15 protein-coding genes are annotated in these 19,360 nt (G+C 62.5%); 11 read left to right on the plus strand and 4 right to left on the minus strand.

Going from position 1 to position 19,360, the window contains the following annotated elements:
* Positions 1–2: 2 nt before the first annotated feature.
* Positions 3–662, plus strand: a complete 660-nt coding sequence (locus GS424_RS02915) for a 4Fe-4S dicluster domain-containing protein (RefSeq protein WP_160943675.1) — start codon at positions 3–5, stop codon at positions 660–662.
* A gap of 3 nt (positions 663–665) precedes the next feature.
* The gene (locus tag GS424_RS02920; protein ID WP_160943674.1) at positions 666–1,565 is read left to right on the plus strand and encodes a DmsC/YnfH family molybdoenzyme membrane anchor subunit; all 900 of its coding nucleotides are present in this window, start codon (positions 666–668) and stop codon (positions 1,563–1,565) included.
* Positions 1,566–2,046: 481 nt separating this feature from the next.
* On the opposite strand, the gene GS424_RS17820 is transcribed toward GS424_RS02920, so the two are convergent.
* Both GS424_RS17820 and GS424_RS02930 read right to left on the minus strand, forming a co-directional pair.
* Complete coding sequence (locus GS424_RS17820) at positions 2,047–2,235, minus strand: helix-turn-helix domain-containing protein (RefSeq protein ID WP_218958878.1); 189 nt, start codon at positions 2,233–2,235, stop codon at positions 2,047–2,049.
* Positions 2,236–2,406: 171 nt separating this feature from the next.
* On the minus strand, positions 2,407–3,927 hold the full coding sequence (locus GS424_RS02930; protein ID WP_160943673.1) for a helix-turn-helix transcriptional regulator: 1,521 nt from the start codon (positions 3,925–3,927) through the stop codon (positions 2,407–2,409).
* 268 nt (positions 3,928–4,195) lie between these two features.
* Here GS424_RS02930 and GS424_RS02935 point away from each other — a divergent pair, with 268 nt between their 5' ends.
* The 4 genes from GS424_RS02935 to GS424_RS02950 all read left to right on the plus strand — a co-directional run bounded on the left by GS424_RS02935 (position 4,196) and on the right by GS424_RS02950 (position 9,255).
* Positions 4,196–7,045, plus strand: a complete 2,850-nt coding sequence (locus GS424_RS02935) for a molybdopterin-containing oxidoreductase family protein (RefSeq protein WP_160943672.1) — start codon at positions 4,196–4,198, stop codon at positions 7,043–7,045.
* Between the two features lie 2 nt (positions 7,046–7,047).
* Positions 7,048–7,716: a 4Fe-4S dicluster domain-containing protein gene (locus GS424_RS02940; protein WP_160943671.1), complete on the plus strand. Its 669-nt coding sequence runs from the start codon at positions 7,048–7,050 to the stop codon at positions 7,714–7,716.
* On the plus strand, positions 7,716–8,621 hold the full coding sequence (locus GS424_RS02945) for a dimethyl sulfoxide reductase anchor subunit family protein (RefSeq protein ID WP_160943670.1): 906 nt from the start codon (positions 7,716–7,718) through the stop codon (positions 8,619–8,621). Before GS424_RS02940 ends, GS424_RS02945 begins: the two co-directional genes overlap by 1 nt.
* Before the next feature lie 244 nt (positions 8,622–8,865).
* On the plus strand, positions 8,866–9,255 hold the full coding sequence (locus tag GS424_RS02950; protein ID WP_160943669.1) for a CdiA C-terminal domain-containing protein: 390 nt from the start codon (positions 8,866–8,868) through the stop codon (positions 9,253–9,255).
* An 84-nt stretch (positions 9,256–9,339) separates the two neighbouring features.
* On the opposite strand, the gene GS424_RS02955 is transcribed toward GS424_RS02950, so the two are convergent.
* Positions 9,340–10,794 (minus strand): LuxR C-terminal-related transcriptional regulator, encoded by a 1,455-nt coding sequence (locus tag GS424_RS02955; RefSeq protein ID WP_244977716.1) that lies wholly within the window; start codon positions 10,792–10,794, stop codon positions 9,340–9,342.
* Between the two features lie 285 nt (positions 10,795–11,079).
* On the opposite strand from GS424_RS02955, the gene GS424_RS02960 reads away from it, so the two are divergent.
* From GS424_RS02960 to GS424_RS02980, 5 genes are all read left to right on the plus strand, one after another.
* Positions 11,080–14,178: a molybdopterin-containing oxidoreductase family protein gene (locus tag GS424_RS02960; protein ID WP_160943667.1), complete on the plus strand. Its 3,099-nt coding sequence runs from the start codon at positions 11,080–11,082 to the stop codon at positions 14,176–14,178.
* Between the two features lie 4 nt (positions 14,179–14,182).
* Complete coding sequence (locus GS424_RS02965; RefSeq protein ID WP_009608205.1) at positions 14,183–14,848, plus strand: 4Fe-4S dicluster domain-containing protein; 666 nt, start codon at positions 14,183–14,185, stop codon at positions 14,846–14,848.
* Positions 14,848–15,753, plus strand: coding sequence for a dimethyl sulfoxide reductase anchor subunit family protein (locus GS424_RS02970; RefSeq protein ID WP_193666541.1), 906 nt, complete (start codon positions 14,848–14,850; stop codon positions 15,751–15,753). Before GS424_RS02965 ends, GS424_RS02970 begins: the two co-directional genes overlap by 1 nt.
* Positions 15,754–16,031: 278 nt before the next feature.
* Positions 16,032–16,913, plus strand: a complete 882-nt coding sequence (locus GS424_RS02975; RefSeq protein WP_160943696.1) for a HipA domain-containing protein — start codon at positions 16,032–16,034, stop codon at positions 16,911–16,913.
* Positions 16,910–17,701: a recombinase family protein gene (locus GS424_RS02980; protein ID WP_160943695.1), complete on the plus strand. Its 792-nt coding sequence runs from the start codon at positions 16,910–16,912 to the stop codon at positions 17,699–17,701. Before GS424_RS02975 ends, GS424_RS02980 begins: the two co-directional genes overlap by 4 nt.
* Positions 17,702–17,717: 16 nt before the next feature.
* Here GS424_RS02980 and GS424_RS02985 read toward each other — a convergent pair whose 3' ends face one another.
* Positions 17,718–19,277, minus strand: a complete 1,560-nt coding sequence (locus GS424_RS02985) for a helix-turn-helix domain-containing protein (RefSeq protein WP_160943694.1) — start codon at positions 19,275–19,277, stop codon at positions 17,718–17,720.
* Positions 19,278–19,360: the final 83 nt, after the last annotated feature.

The raw sequence follows: 19,360 nt of genomic DNA on the forward strand, positions 1-19,360 counted from the left end.
CGATGACGCAGTACGCAATCATCACCGATCTGAACCGGTGCGTCGGCTGCCTTGCCTGCACGGTTGCCTGCAAGGCAGCGAACGGCGTGGGCGTAGGGTCGTTCTGGATCAAGACGCTGCGCGTGGGGCCGAACCCGAAAGAGGGCGGCAGCGGCGACTGGCCCGATGTGGAGATGTACTTCCTGCCCATCCAGTGCCAGCACTGCGCCGACCCCGAGTGCGTGAAGGTGTGCCCGACGGGCGCCTCGCACAAGGCCGAGGACGGCACCGTGCAGATCGACAAGTCGAAGTGCATCGGCTGCCAATTCTGTGCCATGAGCTGCCCCTATAACGTTCGCTACCTGAACGAGGAGGAGCGCGTGGTGGAGAAGTGCACGCTGTGCGAGCAGAAGGTGGCCCAGGGCGAGCTGCCGCAGTGCGTGGCCCAGTGCGGCTCGCGTGCGCGCTTCTTCGGCGACCTGGACAAGGGTGTGGACAGCTTCGAAGCGCCGGCGCATCCGCAAGCGCTGTCGTGCGACTACGCCGAGATGCAACAGACGCGCGTGACGCTGAAGGAGTACGTCGAACCGTATACGGAAGACGAAATCCATCGTCTGCCCGATGTTGGAAATGGCCCGGAGCTCATGTACCTGCTGCGCTCCGACCGAAAGTGGAGGGGGTAGACCATGGAACTGCAATGGCCTTTGATTATCTTTACTACCCTGGTTGCCTGGTCGGCGGGGCTGTTCGGGACGCAGGCTTTGATGGCGGTGTTCGGCGTCGGGAAGAAGGCGCAGGTGCCGGCTTGGGTTTGCTCAGCGGTGCTTCTCGCGGCCGGCGGGATCGCGGTGTTCTTCCACCTGGAGCACTGGGAGCGGATCTTCAACGGGTTCGGGCATCTGACCTCCGGGATCACCCAGGAATTGATCGCGATCGTGGTCTTGGCCGTGGCGGCCGTGGCCTACCTCGTGCTCATGCGCAAGTCCGACGACGGCGCCAGCGTGCCGAAGTGGCTGGCGTGGCTGTCCGTCGCGCTGTCGGTGGTGCTCGTGGCCGTCATGGCGCACTCGTACACGATGGCCGCGAGGCCGGCGTGGGACTCGGCCCTCTGGATCCTCTACGTCCTCGGCAACGCCTGCGTGCTGGGGCCGGCGACGTTCCTCCTCCTCCTGGCTGCAGTGCCGCCCCGGGACCAGCCCGCCGAGCGCGCAGCCGACGCCGGGGCCCCCGCGGGTAGGACGGCCCTCGCCGGCGCAGCCGCGAACGCCCTCGCAACCCTCGCCTTCGCCGCCTTCCTCCAGCTCTCCGCCGGCTCCTTCGCCGACGTCGGCCTCTACTTCGACCCGACGCACCCCACCAAGGCCATGGCCGACGCCGCCGCGACGGTCGCCTCCCAGGCCCCGCTCCTGTGGCTCGGCGCCGTGGCCGTCGGCGCGCTCGTCCCCCTGGCCGCCGCCTTCATGGGCAGGCGCACGGGGAACTGGAGGCTCTGGGCCCCGGTCGCGATAGCCGCCGCACTCGTCGGAGCCGCCTGCATGCGCGTCGCCTTCTACAACCTGGGGCTCAGCGTGTTCATGTTCTACTAGGATCCAGGGCGTGTGTCAAAACCTCCATCTCCCTGACACACGCCCTGGCACACGCTGCCCCTTGTCTCAAAGCCCTCCCCGGGCGCGATTCGTCTCCCCAACCCCCTTGCAAACGGGCGAATCGCTTCCGCGGAGGGCTTTGGGCGCATTGGCGTTACGTCCGATGGCAAACAAGCCAAGTGCGCATTCCGAGCAGATCGGGGCATAGCCCTTCTGGAAGGGCCACGAAAAGTCCTTTCGAGTCACAAAATTCACCGCTGTGAAGCGTTTTCGGGGTTCCGAATCGCACGCAGCTGCCACGCTCGCATCACTCGCGCGTGTTATCCCAGGTCGAAAACGGCGGAGACGCAGAGGGCAAGGCAAAGCACTTCACAGCGGTGAATTTTGTGACTCGGAAGTCGTTTCTGCGGTAACCCGTCTGCGCGGCGCGCGCTTCTTCGGCTCGAGGTCCTGGTCTTGCAGATAGCGTCCCAGCTCGTCGTTAGCCGCGGCGTGGGAGAACTCGTTCCATGCCGATTGCCAGAAGCACCGTCGCATACGACCCGATGGCGACGGAGGGCGAGCCTTGTTCTATGGCGCGCAGCGTGGGCACGCTGATTCCCGCGCGTTCAGCGACGAGCGTCATGCTGAGCTTGCGGCGTAGGCGGGCAAGGCGAATGTTCTCACCCATAGCGGAAAGCGCCTTTTGGGCGCTTGGTGGAGCGGCTGTCCGGTTCTGTTATGTAAGCAACTCCGGCCCTTCGATCGTGTCCAGGACTCTGCGGCGCAGCGACCTGTTTCACCGAAAAAGTGATTCGCAAGAGGAGCCTTCTGCTCGGCAACGGCCAGACAGGTGGGATTGCTACGCCCGTTTCCGCTCCTCTTCCATCATGAATTCGATAAGCTCTTGCTGCGAATGGACGCCCAGTTTCCGATAGATATGTTTACGGTGCGTAGCAACCGTGTTGTACGAGATGAACAGCGTTTTCTCGATATAGCTGGCATCCAGTCCCTTCGCTAGCAGGGCCAGTATCTCCAGCTCGCGATTTGAAAGATCGTAAGCGCGCGCGAGCTCCTGCGATCGGGGGGCAGCGTTTCCGTTTGATGCCTCGTCGCTTCCGTTCGGCAGTATATGAAACAGGTTGCTGATGTTGAATATGGAGAGACAGCTCATGAACACAAGGAAAAGCAAGACAATCGAAGCGATGGCGAACGCGTCGAAAGCGCCTGCTAGCTTGTTCACCGATGCCGTAGTGAATGCGATCTCTGCGACGACTCCGCCGAACGTCCATGCGGCAAGCAGCAACGGAAAGAAGAACGACCCGCGTCCTTTGAAGAGCGCTCCAAGCAACGAGCCGATAATCCAGACCGCCATGACGAAGAGCGAGGTCGGGCCTGTCATGAGGCCGATTGCCCCGACAGGACTTTCGAAAGCGAGCGCCATGGGGCATAGCAGACACGCCGCCAATACCAGAGCAAGCCCGCATCGCAGCAAAAAGGGCATCTTCGTGAGGCGTGGGAACAGCACTATGATCCCTGCGAGCAAAACGGCGAACGATACGAGTATCGCGATGCCGATATCCCTGAAAGCGGTCATGTCGGGAATGCTCATGCCCGCGCTTGTCGAGGCAGTGTAAACGTTCGATAGGAATCGATTTACGAATCCCCATATCATTATGAGGATATAAAGGCTTCCCAAAACCCAAGGATTGCCTAGAGCGTTCGTAGTTTGTTGTCGGGCATACGGATATATCTTTATCGACCCGGACCGAGATAGGCAAACACCTGCCAGCAAAGGCAATATCGTCCTGGTCATCATGGACGCAACTCCAGGTATTAACGAGCAATAAACCGCGAGCATGCTCGACAGTCCGAAGCTGACGATTGCTGAAATGCATGTGGTTTTTCCACCCAGCCTGCTGAACCATTCTCCGTACATCAGAAACATGGCTGCAGAAAGGATGCCTGCGATTCCGCTGCAAAGCGCTTGGAGGGGAATCGCGTACGAACCAAGAGATTCTACGGGAAGCCATGCGATGACGAGGGTGATCGTGCACAGCGCGGCCGTGTCGATCATCCTCAGCCTTGCATGTGCGAGGAGGGGTTCGAGTTGCGTATGAAATCGCGCCGCGAGAAGGTACGACCCGGTAAGCGCAATCGAGCATGCGATATAAGGCATCTTCTGAGCGAGAAGCATGTTGTCGGGTAAATCGGCGGGGGCTGTCGGGGTGGAAAAAAGCGCGTAGATCCAAGCGAGCAGAAAAGCGAGTCCGAGCGCCGGGATAAAGCCTTTCGCAAGCTCGTCGGAAGGTTTTGCTCGGTGAGAATCGGGACTGCGTCCCTTGAGGTTGCTATCCAATTGATCGCGCGCTTCGAGTCCCATGCGTCCCCATATCCCCCCGGCGTACGGCTCCATTATAGCGACGGGCGCGTCTCCCCGCTCCTGCGGGGGCCATTTTCACCCTTGCGTGTCCAAAGTCACCTTCCGAAGGGGATGTTTCTCTCCATATCACACGCGAGGGGCGAGCGGTTTCCCTGCTATTGCCCCTTCGCCAGGGGATGCGAAGAAAGTTCGGAAGATGAACACTCGAACGTGCCATTCCGGATTCTGGAAAGGCGAAGCAAGTGCGACGAGTAAAGGAGGAGAGGCAATGAGGTTATCAGCAGTAACGAGACGATCGTTTTTGCAGATGGGGATGGTCGCTAGCATTGCCGCTGGAGGTATCAGCGCATCAACTAGGCAGGCGTTGGCCGAGACCGGCGACGCCGGCTCGTCTGCTTCGGAGGTCAAGCGCGTCCGCTCATGCTGCCGGGCGTGCGGGAAGATGGAGTGCGGTGTTTGGGTGACGGTGAAGGATGGCAGGGCGGTCAAAGTGGAAGGAGACCCGAGCGCGTTTCACAGCAGCGGCAATTGTTGTTCGAAGTCGCAATCGTCCATTCAAGCTGCCTATCATCCCGACCGCCTTCATTACCCGATGAAGCGCACGAACGAGAAGGGGCAGGACGATCCTGGTTGGGTTCGCATCAGCTGGGACGAGGCGTTCCAGACGATCGGTCAGAAATTCAACGAAGTGAAGGAGCGCTATGGCGGGCCTTCATTGTTCTGCATGACGGGGACAAGCAGGATTTGGTGCATGGCAGGCATCATCGGATGGCCGCGCGCGTTGGGAACGCCCAATACCATGCATGCGTACCAGGTGTGCAAGGGGCCGCGCCATTTCGCCACGCAGATGACCTGTGCCCGAGCATTCAGCTATTTGGCAACCGTTGATCGCCCTTCGGTGTACGTGCAGTGGGGCGGTGCGTCGGAATTGTCCAACTACGATGACAGCTGCCGCACGACGGTCGATGTGGCCAAAAAGGCAGCAACGCATATCTTGGTGGATCCGCGCCAGACGAACCTTGGGCGCATGGCGGACGTTTGGATGAATTTGCGCCCTGGCACGGATGCCGCAATAGCCATGTCTTGGGCGCATGTGATCATCGAAAACAAACTGTGGGACGACTTGTACGTCAAGCGGTGGACGGACTGCCCGTTTTTGGTGTGCGAGGACATTGAGCCCTCGGGTTGGACGGAGCGCTACGACATGACCGGATCTCCGTGGGAGCTCAAAACGAAATTGCTCAAGGAATCGGACTTGGTAGAAGGGGGGAATCCCAAGCATATGATGGTGTGGGATACCCTATCCGATTCGCTTACATACTTCGACGTGGAGTCTGGCCTTTGGGAAGGCGAAACGTGGAAGCGGCCCGAAGCCGGACGGCCGGCCCCTCAGAAGAACCTCGTTCCAGGCGTTGCGCCCGGTTGGGTTCCGGATCCGACCCCGTTCAACCCGCTGATAGATCCCGCGCTGTTCGGCGAATTCGAGGTGACGCTCAAAGATGGGCGGAAATCAGTCGTTCGCCCGGTTCTCGACCGGTATGCCGAGGCTTGCGCGCAGTATGCACCCGAAAAAGCCGAAGAAATCACCGGCGTGCCCGCCAAGGAAATCGAACGGGCGGCAATTGCCTATGCGACGCGAGTGGATCCGTCGACGGGCTACGGCAACGGCGGGATCCACTACATGCTTGCCATCGAGCATGCGGGCAATGCGATCCAAAATGTTCGGTCTATCGATGCGCTCACTATGTTGACGGGCAACATGGATACGCCCGGCGGGCATCGCGGTGTGACGCAAACGCCTATCGCGATATCGCCGACTGGCGGCGATACCCTGTTCGCTGCGGATGTCCCTGGCGCGCCGTTCCCCGATTATGAGAAAACGCTTGGGTACGACAAGTTCCCGATGAGCAAATGGTTCGGAGGGTTCGCGGATTCGAGCAGCATATGGGAAGCGATCGAGACGGGGGAGCCGTATCCCGTCGTTGCGGGTATTTGCCAGTCGGGCGATTTCATGAACCAGGGAAACGCCCTGTATTCTTGGGATGTGCTGAATTCGCTCGACTTCCTTGTGGATGCCGATCTGTGGCATGCTCCCACGTCAGACGCGGCGGATATACTCCTCCCCGTTTGCCATTGGCTCGAATTGAGCGCGCCGCGCATGTCGCAAGGTGCTTCCGGCGCATACGGAGCGACGTGCCAATGCATCGAACCGCCTGCCGAATGCCGCTGGGATCCTGACGTGCTCGTCGGAATCTGCAAAGGCATGGGCGTGCCCTTCCTGCCCGACGACGAGGCGAACACCTGGCCGGACAAAGATTGGATATTGGACGATTCCGTCAAAGACTCAGGTTTGACATGGGAGGAGTATCGAGACAATTTCCAAAAAAACGGATGGCTTGATGCTAAAGCCGAGTATCCGGAAGTTTGGGGAACGTATCGGCGCTACGAGATGGGCCTTTTGAAGGATGGCAAACCCGGTTGGAAAACCCCGACGAGAAAGCACGAGTTGTGGTCGACCATCATGGAGTCTCACCATCCGGAGGGCACGTGGAATTTCCCGACGTTTACGGAGCCTCAGCATTCTCCCGTCTCGGATCCCGAGCGATGCAAGGAGTACCCGTTCGTCATCACGACGGGCCGGCGAATCCCCGTCTATTTCCATAACGAGCACCGCCAACTTCCTTGGTGCCGCGAGTTGTGGCCGGTTCCTCGTGTGGAGATCAATCCGGTTGATGCGCAAAGGTTGGGAATCGAGCAAGGAGACTGGGTGTGGATCGAGACGCCCGAAGGCAAAGTCCGCCAAACTGCCGATTTGTATTACGGGGTTGCCGAAGGCGTGGTGAATTGCGAGCACCAATGGTGGTATCCGGAAATCAACCAGGCCGGACATGGTTTTGAGCTATCCTGCATCAACTGTATAACCGACCGCCGCGTCCAAGACCCTCATAGCGGTTCCACGAATCTGCGCGCCTATCTATGCACTATCTACAAAGCGACGCCCGAGAACAGCCCGTTCGGTAATCCGGTTCCGTGCGGCAAAGACGGAACCGAGATCATCCACACCTCAGACGATCCGCGCTTAAAGGAATGGTTGCCGACCTACGAAGGGAGGAAGTAGTCATGACTCACTTGGCGATTATAACCGACCTTGACCGTTGCGTCGGGTGCCTTGCGTGCTCGGTGGCGTGCAAGACCGCGAACCAGGTCCCCATCGGCAGTTTTTGGAACAAGACATTACGCATAGGGCCAAATCCGAAGAACGGAGGCTCTGGTCAGTATCCCGACATCGAAATGTATTTTCTTACGGTGCAGTGCCAGCATTGCGAGAACCCCGAGTGCGTGAAGGTGTGCCCGACGGGGGCCTCGCATAAAGCAGAGGACGGGACCGTGCAGATCGACAAGTCCAAGTGCATCGGCTGCCAGTTCTGCGCGATGTCGTGCCCCTATGGCGTGCGCTACCTGAACGAGGAGGAGCGCGTCGTGGAGAAGTGCACCTTGTGCGAGCAGAAGATCGCCCAAGGAGAGCTGCCGCAGTGCGTGGCCCAGTGCGGGGGGCGCGCTCGGTTCTTCGGTGATATCAGCGCTGGTTATGGTGCTATGGAGGGGCCTGCTGTGCGGTATGGGGCGGACCCGAGCTATGACGCGCTGGCGGAGGAAGCCCGCGTGTTGCTGTTGGACGATGTCGACCCCTTCGACGAATCCGACGTGTACGCGCTTCCCGATGTCGGCAATGCGCCTTCATTCAAGTACATTCTGCGCGATATGACCTGGCAAGGAGGCGGTGAATAATGGAACTCCAGTGGCCTTTGATCATCTTCACCACGCTGGTCGCCTGGTCGGCGGGGCTGTTCGGGACGCAGGCTTTGATGGCGGTGTTCGGCGTCGGGAAGAAGGCGCAGGTGCCGGCTTGGGTTTGCTCGGCCGTGCTGCTGGCCGCGGGCGGGATCGCGGTGTTCTTCCATCTCGAGCACTGGGAGCGGATCTTCAACGGGTTCGGGCACCTGACCTCCGGGATCACCCAGGAATTGATCGCGATCGTGGTCTTGGCGGTGGTCGCCGTGGCCTACCTCGTGCTCATGCGCAAGTCCGACGACGGCGCCAGCGTGCCGAAGTGGCTGGCGTGGGTCGCCGTCGCGCTGTCGGTCGTGCTCGTGGCCGTCATGGCGCACTCGTACACCATGGCCGCCCGCCCTGCGTGGGACTCGGTCCTCTGGATCCTCTACGTCCTCGGCAACGCCTGCGTGCTAGGACCCGCGACGTTCGCCCTCCTCTCCGCCTTGGCTGCAGGGGGACCCGGGGACCAACCCGCCGAGCGCGCAGCCGAAGCCGGGGCCCCCGCGGGTAGGACGGCCCTGATAGGCGCCGCCCTCAACGCCCTCGCAACCCTCGCTTTCGCGATCTTCCTCCAGCTCTCCGCCGGCTCCTTCGCCGACGTCGGCCTCTACTTCGACCCGACGCACCCGACGAAAGCTATGGCCGACGCCGCCGCGACGGTCGCCTCCCAGGCCCCGCTCCTGTGGCTCGGCGCCGTGGCCGTCGGCGCGATCGTCCCCCTGGCCGCCGCCTTCATGGGCAGGCGCACGGGCAACTGGAGGCTCTGGGCCCCGGTCGCGATAGCCGCCGCCCTCGTCGGAGCCGTCTGCATGCGCGTCGCCTTCTACAACCTGGGGCTCAGCGTGTTCATGTTCTACTAGCGCATCCCCCGATAGCGCCTGCGGAGGCGCCGCCGACCAGGCGCGCCCCTCCGCAGACGCACAAGGAGGGGTAGCCCCCGCCCCTCCTCGCCCGTGTGCGCGACCCTCCCCGGCCCTCCCCGAGCGCGATTCGTCTCCCCAAACCCCCTTGCAAACGACGGATCGCTCTCGAGAAGGGCTTGGGCTCGACGATGCCAAGCGCAAGCGCTTATTGCTTGCGAGTATTGCGCGGTATAATGCGCCTATGGGTAAAAGAATCGGCAACATAATCATTCCTGGTGATGTGAACGTCTGGCCGCACGAGAGCAAAACGGCGCAGGCGCTCGCACGTGCAGGGTACGACGTTGAATTCGTCAAGAAGAGTGACGAAGCGTATGCGACCACTGCCGACGTATTGATCGCCGGACGGCTGTGGGAAATGAAGTCCCCTACGGCATCAAGCATCAAGGCCGTCGAGCGCAATCTAAAACGGGCTCGATGGCAATCGGGCAACATCATTTTCGATTCTCGACGCATGAAGGGTTTGCCTGATGCGGCAATAGAGCGAGAACTTCGCAAATGGTCGTCGGAGATCAACGGGATATCGCACGTGCTTTTCGTGAACCGTCATGGAGCCGTCGTTGACATAAAGTAGGGCTGCGCATATAGTACAAAGTGCTAAGCGCCCGAACGGTACGTAGTTACCTCCCTCGGGCGTTTTTCATTTGAGGGCGTTATGCTACTCCCGCCCCTCGATCACGTCCAGGAACTCCTGCTTGCTGTGGACGTCCATCTTTTGGTAGATGTGGCGCAGGTGGGTGGTCACCGTGCCGCGCGACAGGTAGAGGTCTTCCTGGATGCGGGTGCTCGAGCGGCCCTTCGCGAACAGGATCATGATCTCGGTTTCCTTCGGCGACAGACCGTATTCCCCGGCCACGTCCTTGCAGCGGTCTTGGAAACGCTGGCGCCTCGGCTCGGCGCCGCCCTTGTCCTCATCGCCCTTCGCCAGCGCGATGAGGTCGTTCTCGTTGAACACGAACATGTACGAGATGAGGATGGCCAGCGTGGCCAGCAGCGCGATCAGGCTGAGGCTCTGCGGCGAGAACGGCGCGAACGTGCACACAAGTTGCCCCAGCGAGGAACCGAGCAGCACGCCGAGCGTCACCATGCCCCAGCCGATGCCGAACACCATGACGCCCGACAGCCGGTACGTGAACGAGATGTCGGCGAGCAGTATCCAGATGAGCACGTTGAACGTGCCGTAGCCGGCCAGCGCGATGGTGCTCTCGATCTCGGAAAAGCCGGTGAACACGGGCAGCAGCATGAAGAACACGGCCATGACCAGCATCACCGAGCGGTACACGGGACGCAGGCCCGTTTTGCTGGAGAGCAGCACGCAGCCGTAGACGATGGCGATGGTGAGCAGGCTCGACCAAAGGAGCGGGAAGCGGTAGAAGTTCTCGACGCTGGCCTCGTTCGCGGTGATGAACACCGCGCGCACCACGCCGTCGGCCATGCCGATGAGGCAGGCGCACACGCCGATCTTCCACGAGAACTTCCCCAGGTGGATCTCGAACGGCTGCACGACCGGCTCGGCTTTCGACGACCACGTCCTCAGCTTCACGAACAGAATCCAACCTGACGCGGCGGGCAGCAGCGCGCAGACCACGCACGCTCCGACGGGTGGCAAGGTCAGAACGGCGGGGAAGAGGGCCGCGGCGATCAGGAAGGCGAGCGGCGCTTCGAACGACGTGCGGCGGGGATCGACGTTGCGGTACAGCTCGCCGTACCCCAGGTCGATGAGCCCCGAGCCGGCGCCAGTCGATACCGAGCCGAACGCGCACAGCGCCAGCGCCGGTGCGCTCGGCAGGGTGGCGCAGGCGAGGGCCAGCGTGCCGACGGTGGTGAGGGCCGGGCCGAGGAAGCGGAACGCGCGATGGCCGATGAGCGCCGTGAAGCGCCGGTGGAAGATCGCGCTTGCGAACAGGGTCGCGCACAGCACGAGCGTCGATCCCAAGTAAGCCGCGCCGGGCAGCGGCTCGCCGTTCCACGTGATGGAGCTGGTGGCGGCGCCTAGGAACATGAGGTACACCCACGCGCGCGCCAGGGCGAAGCCGAGCATGCGCAGGTTCAACAGGCTGCGCGGCGCCGTCTCGCGCAGGCGATCCCGGGCGGTGGTCAGCGGTTTCGGCATGTGCGTCACGAGAATTCCCCCTCAAGATCTCGATCCCCTGAGCCTCATTATAGCGTGCGCGATCCGTCCGGCTCACGTGGCCCGATAGGTTGATGCGTGACGTCATGCTTTGCTCATCAGGTGTTTCTCCAAAATCATGGGAAATGCATGATGGGAAAGCCTCCGATTCGCCCGATTTTTTGCAGAAACGCATGATGCGCGGGCGTCCCCTGCCGCGCATGCTCGAACAAAGCGGCGGGCGTTCTCGACGAGCCGTCGCAAGGACGAGACGGAGAAGGAGGAGGAATGGGAAAGCTCAATCTGACGCGCCGTGCGTTCACGAAGCTCACGGCCGTGACGGGTGCGGCGTTGGCTTGCGCGGCAGCGGTCGCCCCGAACGCGGCGCTGGCCGAAGATGCCGGAGCGGCCGCGCGCGGCGACGACGTGAAACGCGTGCGCACGTGCTGCCGCGGCTGCGGGAAGATGGAGTGCGGCGTGTGGGTGACCGTGCAAAACGGCCGCGCCATCAAGGTGGAGGGCGACCAGTCGTCATTCCAGTCGAGCGGCAACTGCTGCGGCAAGTCGCAGTCGTCCATCCAGGCGGCGTACCACCCCGACCGCATCTACCATCCCATGAAGCGCACGAATCCCAAGGGCGAGGATCCCGGCTGGCAGCGCATCACGTGGGACGAGGCGATGGAGATCGTCGGCACCAAGTTCAACGAGCTGATGGACCGCTACGGCGGACAGTGCATCTTCAACATGGCGGGCACGTCGCGCCAGTGGGTGTACGGGCCCTACGCGTTCTACAAGTGGCTGTTCGACACGCCGAACGCGCACGTGGCGTCGGAAATCTGCAAGGGGCCGCGCCGTTTGATGGGGTGGATCAGCTCGGTCGACGGCGCGCCGTGGATGGCGCTGCGCGACGGGCCGCGCGTGTACGTGCAGTGGGGGACCGCGCCCGAGAACTCGAACTACGATGACAGCTGCCGCAACCTCGTGGACAAGATGACCGAGGCCGACGTGCACATCTGCATCGACCCGCGCCTGTCCGGCTCGGGCAAGGAGGCCGACTACTGGCTGAACCTGCGTCCCGGCTCCGACGGCGCGCTGGCGCTGTGCTGGCAGCACCTCGTCATCAAGAACGACCTGGTGGACTGGGAGTTCGTGAAGCGCTGGACGAACTCGTCGTTCCTCGTGGTGGAGGACCGGGAGCCCACGGGCGGCCGCTACATCGACCTGTCCACGCCGCTCAACAACGCCGGCATCCCCGCCGACGTCGTGGGCACGAAGCTCAAGACGCGCCTGCTGAAGGAAAGCGACGTGGTGGAGGGCGGCAGCCCGCGCAAGTTCTACGCGTGGAACAAACTGGCCAACGACGGCGCCGGCGGCTTGGTGATGTGGGACGTCGACACCACGCAATGGGAGGGCTGCAACCACGTGGCCCCCACGCGCGACCAGATGGAGGTCGTGTACAAGGGCACGTCGCAGGAGGGCTATTTGCCGCCGTTGTCCTATCACGAGCTGGAGGAAGCCGGCATCGACCTCGACCTGCACGATTCGCATGAGGTGGAGCTGCTCGACGGTTCGAAGCACACGGCGAAGCCGGTGTGGGCGTACCTCGAGGAATCGGTGGCGGACTGCACGCCCGCGTGGTGCTCCGAGATCACGGGCCTCGATCCTGCGCTCATCGAAGAGGCGTGCCTCGTGTGGGCCACGCGTCCCGAGGGGCAGGATTACGGCAACGGCGGTATCCACCTGAACCTCGCGCCCGACCAGATCGGCAACTGCACGCAGACGGTGCGCGCGGTGCTGCACCTCATCTACATGACCGGCAACTTCGACACGCCCGCCGGCAACCGCGGCCTGACGCGCTCGCCCATCGACGAGCAGGCCACGGCCGCGCCCGGCTCGAACATGCCGCAGGAAGTGAAGGCCCAGCTGATCGCCTTGGGCGAGATCCCCGTGGAAGGCGTCACGCCCGATCCCCTCAACGTGCCCGACCGCTACGACACGCTGTCGAACATGGTGGGCGCCGACGAGTTCCCCATCACGGCGTACTACAACGAGTGGGCCGACGCGACGCGCATCTGGGACGCCTGCCTCACCGGCGAGCCGTACCCCGTGCGCGGCGGCATCAACGAGTCCGGCTCGTTCATGAACATGTCGAACGCGAACCTGGCCTGGGAGGCGTTGCAGTCGCTCGACTTCTGGGTGGACATCAACATGTTCCACCATCCCGGCACCGAGATGGCCGACATCCTGCTGCCGTGCCAGCATTGGCTGGAGATCAACAACATCCGCGTGTCGCAGGGCGCGTCCGGCGGTATCGGCGCCACCATCCGCGCGGTCGAGCCGCCCAGCGACACGAAGTTCGACTACGACATCAACCGCCTGCTGTTCGACGCCGTGGGCGGCCCGAACGGAACCTGGACCAACATCGCGGGCGACGCGCCCGGCGGCTACCACGTGGACGAGCGCTTGGAGGACTGGTTCCAGAACAACTCGAAGACCAATCCCAAGGTGAAATGGCAGCATTGGGACGACTTCGTGGAGGACTTCCAGGAGAACGGCTGGATCAACGCCAAGGAGATCGAGCCCGACCGCTGGGGCACGTACCGTCGCTTCGAGACCGGCTGGATGCGCATCGGCAAGGACGCGTGCACCGGTTCCACGTTCAGCGCGGCGTTCGACGACGCCGGCAATCCGGTGAACAACTTCGGCTGCCCCACGCCGACGGGCCTCGTGGAATTTTGGCCGCTCGTGTTCGAGACGTACTGCGTGGACAAGGCGAACGAGTTCAACCCCGGCAAGTTCGACCTGGTGCACGAGATGATGCCGCACTACGACGAGCCGAAATCGGGTCCCAAGGGCGACGTGGACATGAACGAGTATCCCATCATCCTCACCACCGGCCGCCGCATACCCGTGTACTTCCATTCCGAGCACCGGCAGCTGCCGTGGTGTCGCGAGCTGTGGCCGGCACCGCGTTTGGAGGTGAACCCCGAAGACGCTGCCGAGCTGGGGCTCGAGCAGGGCGATTGGGCCTGGATCGAGACGGAGTGGGGCAAGGTGCGCCAGTGCGTCGATTTGTACTACGGCATCGCGAAGGGGTGGGCGAACGCGGAGCACGCCTGGTGGTTCCCCGAGCTGCCCGCGCCGACGCACGGGTTCGAGCTGTCGAACATCGAGTGCATCTGGAACCCCTACGGCCAGGATCCGTTCATCGGGTCGTCCCACATGCGCGGCGTGCCCGTGAAGATCTACAAGGCCACGCCCGAGAACTGCCCCGACGGCAAGGTCATCCCCTGCGCGCCCGAGGACGGCACCGAGATCATCTACGATGCCTCCGACCCGCGCCTGAAGGAATGGCTGCCGAACTACACCATCCGAGAGGAGGCGTAAAGCCATGACCCAGTACGCGATCGTCACCGATTTGAACCGGTGCGTCGGCTGCCTGGCCTGCATGGTTGCCTGCAAGGCGGTCAACAACGTGCCGGTGGGCAACTATTGGAACAAGGTGCTGCGCATCGGCCCCTCGCTGAAAGAGGGGGCCACGTCGTCGCACGACGTGGAGATGTACTACCTGCCCGTGCAGTGTCAGCACTGCGCCGACCCCGAGTGCGTGAAGGTGTGCCCGACGGGCGCCTCGCACAAGCTGGAGGACGGCACGGTGCAGATCGACAAGGCGAAGTGCATCGGCTGCCAATTCTGCGCGATGTCGTGCCCCTACAACGTGCGGTACCTGAACGAGGAAGAGGGCGTCGTGGAGAAGTGCACGCTGTGCGCGCAGATCGTGGGGCAGGGCGGGTTGCCGCAATGCGTCATCCAGTGCGGCGGGCGCGCCCGGTTCTTCGGCGATCTGGACCAGGGGATCGAGTCGTTCGAAGCCCCCGCCGTCGGCTACGACACCGATCGCACCTACGACGGCCTGTATGCAGGCAACCGCGTGACGCTGGGCGAGTTGGCGCAGGACTTCGATGCGAGCACCGATCTGCATCATCTGCCGAACGTCGGCAACGATCCGAACTTCGCGTTCATCCTGCGCAACCGCGACTGGAAGGGTGATGAATAATGGAACTCCAGTGGCCTTTGATTTTGTTCACCACGCTGGTGGCGTGGAGCGCGGGGCTGTTCGGGACGCAGGCGCTGATGGCCGTGTTCGGGGTGGGGAAGAAGGCGCAGGTGCCGGCTTGGGTCTGCTCGGCCGTGCTGCTGGCGGCCGGCGGGATCGCGGTGTTCTTCCACCTGGAGCACTGGGAGCGCATCTTCAACGGGTTCGGGCATCTGACCTCCGGGATCACGCAGGAGCTGATCGCGATCGTCGTGCTTGCCGTGGCGGCCGTGGCCTACCTCGTGCTCATGCGCAAGTCCGACGACGGCGCGAGCGTGCCGAAGTGGCTGGCGTGGGTCTCCGTCGCGCTGTCGGTCGTGCTGGTCGCCGTCATGGCGCACTCGTACACCATGGCCGCCCGTCCTGCGTGGGACTCGGCCCTCTGGATCCTCTACGTCCTCGGCAACGCCTGCGTGTTGGGGCCGGCGACGTTCGCCCTCCTCTCCGCCTTGGCTGCAGGGGGACCCGCAGGCCAGCCCGCCGAGCGCGCAGCCGGCGCCGGGGCCCCCGCTGGTCTCGCCGCCCTCGCCGGCGCCGCCCTCAACGCCCTCGCAACCCTCGCCTTCGCCGCCTTCCTCCAGCTCTCCGCCGGCTCCTTCGCCGACGTCGGCCTCTACTTCGACCCGACGCACCCGACGAAGGCCATGGCCGACGCAGCCGCGACGGTGGGCTCCCAGGCCCCGCTCCTGTGGCTCGGCGCGCTCGCCGTCGGCGCGATCGTCCCGCTCGCGGCCGCCTTCATGGGCAGGCGCACGGGGAACTGGAGGCTCTGGGCCCCGGTCGCGATAGCCGCCGCCCTCGTCGGAGCCGTCTGCATGCGCGTCGTCTTCTACAACCTGGGGCTCTCGGTCTTCATGTTCTACTAGCGCATCCCCCGATAGCGCCTGCGGAGGCGCCGCCGACCAGGCGAGCCCCTCCGCAGGCGCATGAGGAGGGGGGCCTCCGCCCCTCCTCATGCGCGCGCGACCCCCTCAGCCCTCCTCGAGCGCGATTCGTCTCCCCATACCCCCTTGCAAACGACGGATCGCTCTCGAGGAGGGCTTTGCCAATGCTTTCATTAACGATAGATTTGAGTTTTGACAATCCTCGATAGCCGTTCTATACTATCGAAATAAAAATCTATCGTTAATGAAAGCATTGACACATGGAACTGATCGATTTCTCCCTCTATGAGCGCGGCTGGATAAACTACGGAGGCTCGGAGCGCAAGGAATCCATCCTTGTTCCCAACGGCGACGGAACCTTCAGTGACTACATGCTCAAATTTCGCAAACGCACGCCTTTCGGCATGAGGTACAACCACGTTTCCGAATACCTCGGCTCGCATATCTTCGAGTTGCTTGGATTCGATGCCCAAAAGACCTTCCTCGGCACATTCGAAGGCGAGGACGTGGTTGCCTGCAAGAGCTTCGTAGGCGCGGGCGAACAGTTCGTCCCGTTCAACGATGTGGGCGAGAGCACGCTCGACCAGGATAAGGAACGGTATCAATACGAATACGCGGACATCATGCAGATGCTTCGCGACAATTCGAAGCTCGTCGATGTGTCAGGGACGATCGCAATGTTCTGGGAGATGTTCGTTGTCGATGCGCTCCTCGGAAATTTCGACCGGCATGGAGCCAACTGGGGATTCGTCAAGCGGAACGGAGCTTATTCGCTCGCGCCGACCTTCGATAACGGCTCGTGCCTGTTCCCCGCGCTTGTCGACGAGGACGAGATGGAGCGCGTCATGGAATCGGAAGACGAGACGGCGAAGCGCGTATACGGGTTCCCCACTTCTCAAATCCGGTTGCGTGGGCGGAAAAGCTCGTACTATGACGTCGTGTCCAGCTTGGAATTCGACGAGTGTAATCGAGCCCTGCGAGAGGTCATGGAGCGTATGGACTTGGAAGCGGCTCATCAGCTCGTGCGATCCGTTCCGAACATAAGCGATCGGCGCAAGGAGTTTTACTGCCATATGCTCGATGCGCGCTATCGGGGCATTCTGGAAGCCCCCTATTCGGACCTGGTGAGGAGGGGCGCATGAGGGAATCGACGACTACGGGGATGATCAGCCTCGATGGTCCCGGGGGCCTGGTATACGAGGTGGGGGCGATCACGTACCTGGTGCGCGAGGACGAGTCGTTTCGCTATACGTTCGTTCCGAATTGGTCGGTGATCGATTTGCTCGAGCCCCCGCTTTTCCAGGGGGTGCCGGGGTACGACCTGTCGTTGCGCAAGACGGAATACGTGCGCGAGAACGTCACCCCGACGTTCGTGAGCGAGCGGGCGCCGTCCGAGAGCCGCGAGGGCTTGTGGCAGCTCCTCGATGCATGCGGCATGGAGTACCTCGACAAGATCGAATGGCTCATCAGGACGGATACGCGCTACATAGGAGATGGCTTGTACGTGCGGCCTCTTGAAGAACGCGAAGTCGGTGCCGGTGTCGACGTGGCCGACGCGATCGCGGGCGCCGCGAACTCCGAGCAGGCTGCAAGAGCGGTGCTTTCGGCGCTGTGCCGAGGCGATGCCCTCTTTCTGAACGGCGAGCCTATTGCCGACAGCGAGCGCAAGGTGCTGCACGACGTCCTTCTATCCATGTACGAGAAGGCGTATCGCGCGCGCGAGGAGAAGCGCATCTCGGGCGTGCGCGCGGCTGCCGAGCGGGGCGTGTACAAGGGCCGCAAGCGCAAGCCGATGGACGAACTCGTGCTGCGTGAGGTGGTTTCGAGCTATGAAGCGCGCGAGCTGGATGCCGAAGAGGCGGCGGCTCGGCTCGGCGTGAGCGTCTCGACGTTTTTCCGCAGGCTGAAAGAGCTTCGGTCGCAAGGGTAATGGTCGTGCAGCGCGCTCATGCCTTCTTCTGCTCGTCGATGGTCTGCTCGACCAGATTGAGGATCTCCTGCTGGTTGTGGACGTCCATCTTCGCATAGATGTTGCGAAGATGGGTTTTCGCGGTGGACTGCGTGATGACGAGCGTGTCCGCGATATGCTGCGCGGTGCGGCCGCGTGCCAGCAATACGAGGATCTCCTCCTCGCGCCCCGTCAGCTGGTACTGGTCGGTGAGCGCATGGCACGCGTTCTGCAGCTTGTTCGCGTGGGGAAGCGCATCGTGAACGTCGGGTGTGTCAGGGCCGGGCCATTGACCGCGGATTGGCGTGTGGTAGTCGGTGATGCTTCCCGAAAGCGACGTGATGGCTCCGCAGACGAACAATACGACAAGCGCGATGACCGAGCTGGACACGAATACGTCGGGCGACATATGCTCCAATAGAAGAGAGCTCGCCGCTTTGCCTGCGGTGAACGAGAGGAACGCGACGCACCAGGGCATCAGGTAGGGCCGTTTGCTTTCGATGAGGAAGGGGGCCAGCATGATAAAGAGGAATACCAGCTTCTGCGTGATGTTCAGCAAGACGAGGTAGAGGAATATCCACGTCTCGTTCACGAAGGACGACAGCCACAAGGCAAGAAGCACGGTGGGTATGAGGAACACCTTGTACAGCTCGAGGCTCCGTCTGTTCCAGAAGTACTGGACGAGCACGAGGATGGCCGCTCCGCCGCATGCGGTGCCCACGGCCGTGCCCAGCTGGATGATGAGCGATACCGTCCCGCCGTCTTGCAGGGGAATCCATTGGTAGTGGATATGTCCGAACACCACGGCATAGCAAGCCAGCGACAGCATCATCGTCACGACGAATACTCGTCGACCGCGAGGAGCCTGGTCCGAGGGGACGATGAGGGATCGATCGGGGCAGCCGATTCCCGCTACCATGCTCCGCTCCGGGCTCGCGCAGGCGTCCTCGCTCGGGATGTCGTCGCGATCCGAACGCGGCGCGCGCGAACGGGCGTATTCCCTGAAATAGCAGAGCAGCACCATCGACACGATGGGGAGCAGCGATACCGTGCCGTAGGCGGCATCCACCTTCAGAAACGCGATGAGGCTGTTCATTGCCGCTACGACGATGGTGCCCAGGCCCAGCACGGCGGCGCAGGCGCGCGCCCCGTAGGGAAAGAGCGCTTTCATCCAGAGAAACAGGATGACGCCCTCTCCAAGTCCGAACACGATGCGCGCGATGGAGGATACGATGGGGTTGTCCTCCCATACGCTTTGCTGCAAGACGACGAACATGGAAGCCGTCATCAACGCTCCTGCGCCGATGACGATCGCGGCGGGAACGTGGGTGGGCGCGTCCAGCTTACGATACGCAAGAGCCAGCATGATCAGGAGAAGGAACGATACGAGCGACGCGACGGCGTGGTATTCGCCGCTGATATTGACGGTTCTGATCGTCGAGAGGCGGTCGCCTTCGATGGCGAGCAGCGCGCATCCGAAGCCGATCGAAGCGATCGCGATTCCCGGCACCTCGCGAATCGCCAGCGCAAGCGGCGACGATCCTCGTTCGTCTGTCATGCGGACCCCCTTTTACTCACATCCCCATGGCGATAAGGCTCGTTCGAGCATTGTCGTCAGTATAGCAATTCGCCGATACCGCG

Source organism: Eggerthella guodeyinii, from assembly GCF_009834925.2.
GTDB classification, from domain to species: Bacteria; Actinomycetota; Coriobacteriia; order Coriobacteriales; family Eggerthellaceae; genus Eggerthella; species Eggerthella guodeyinii.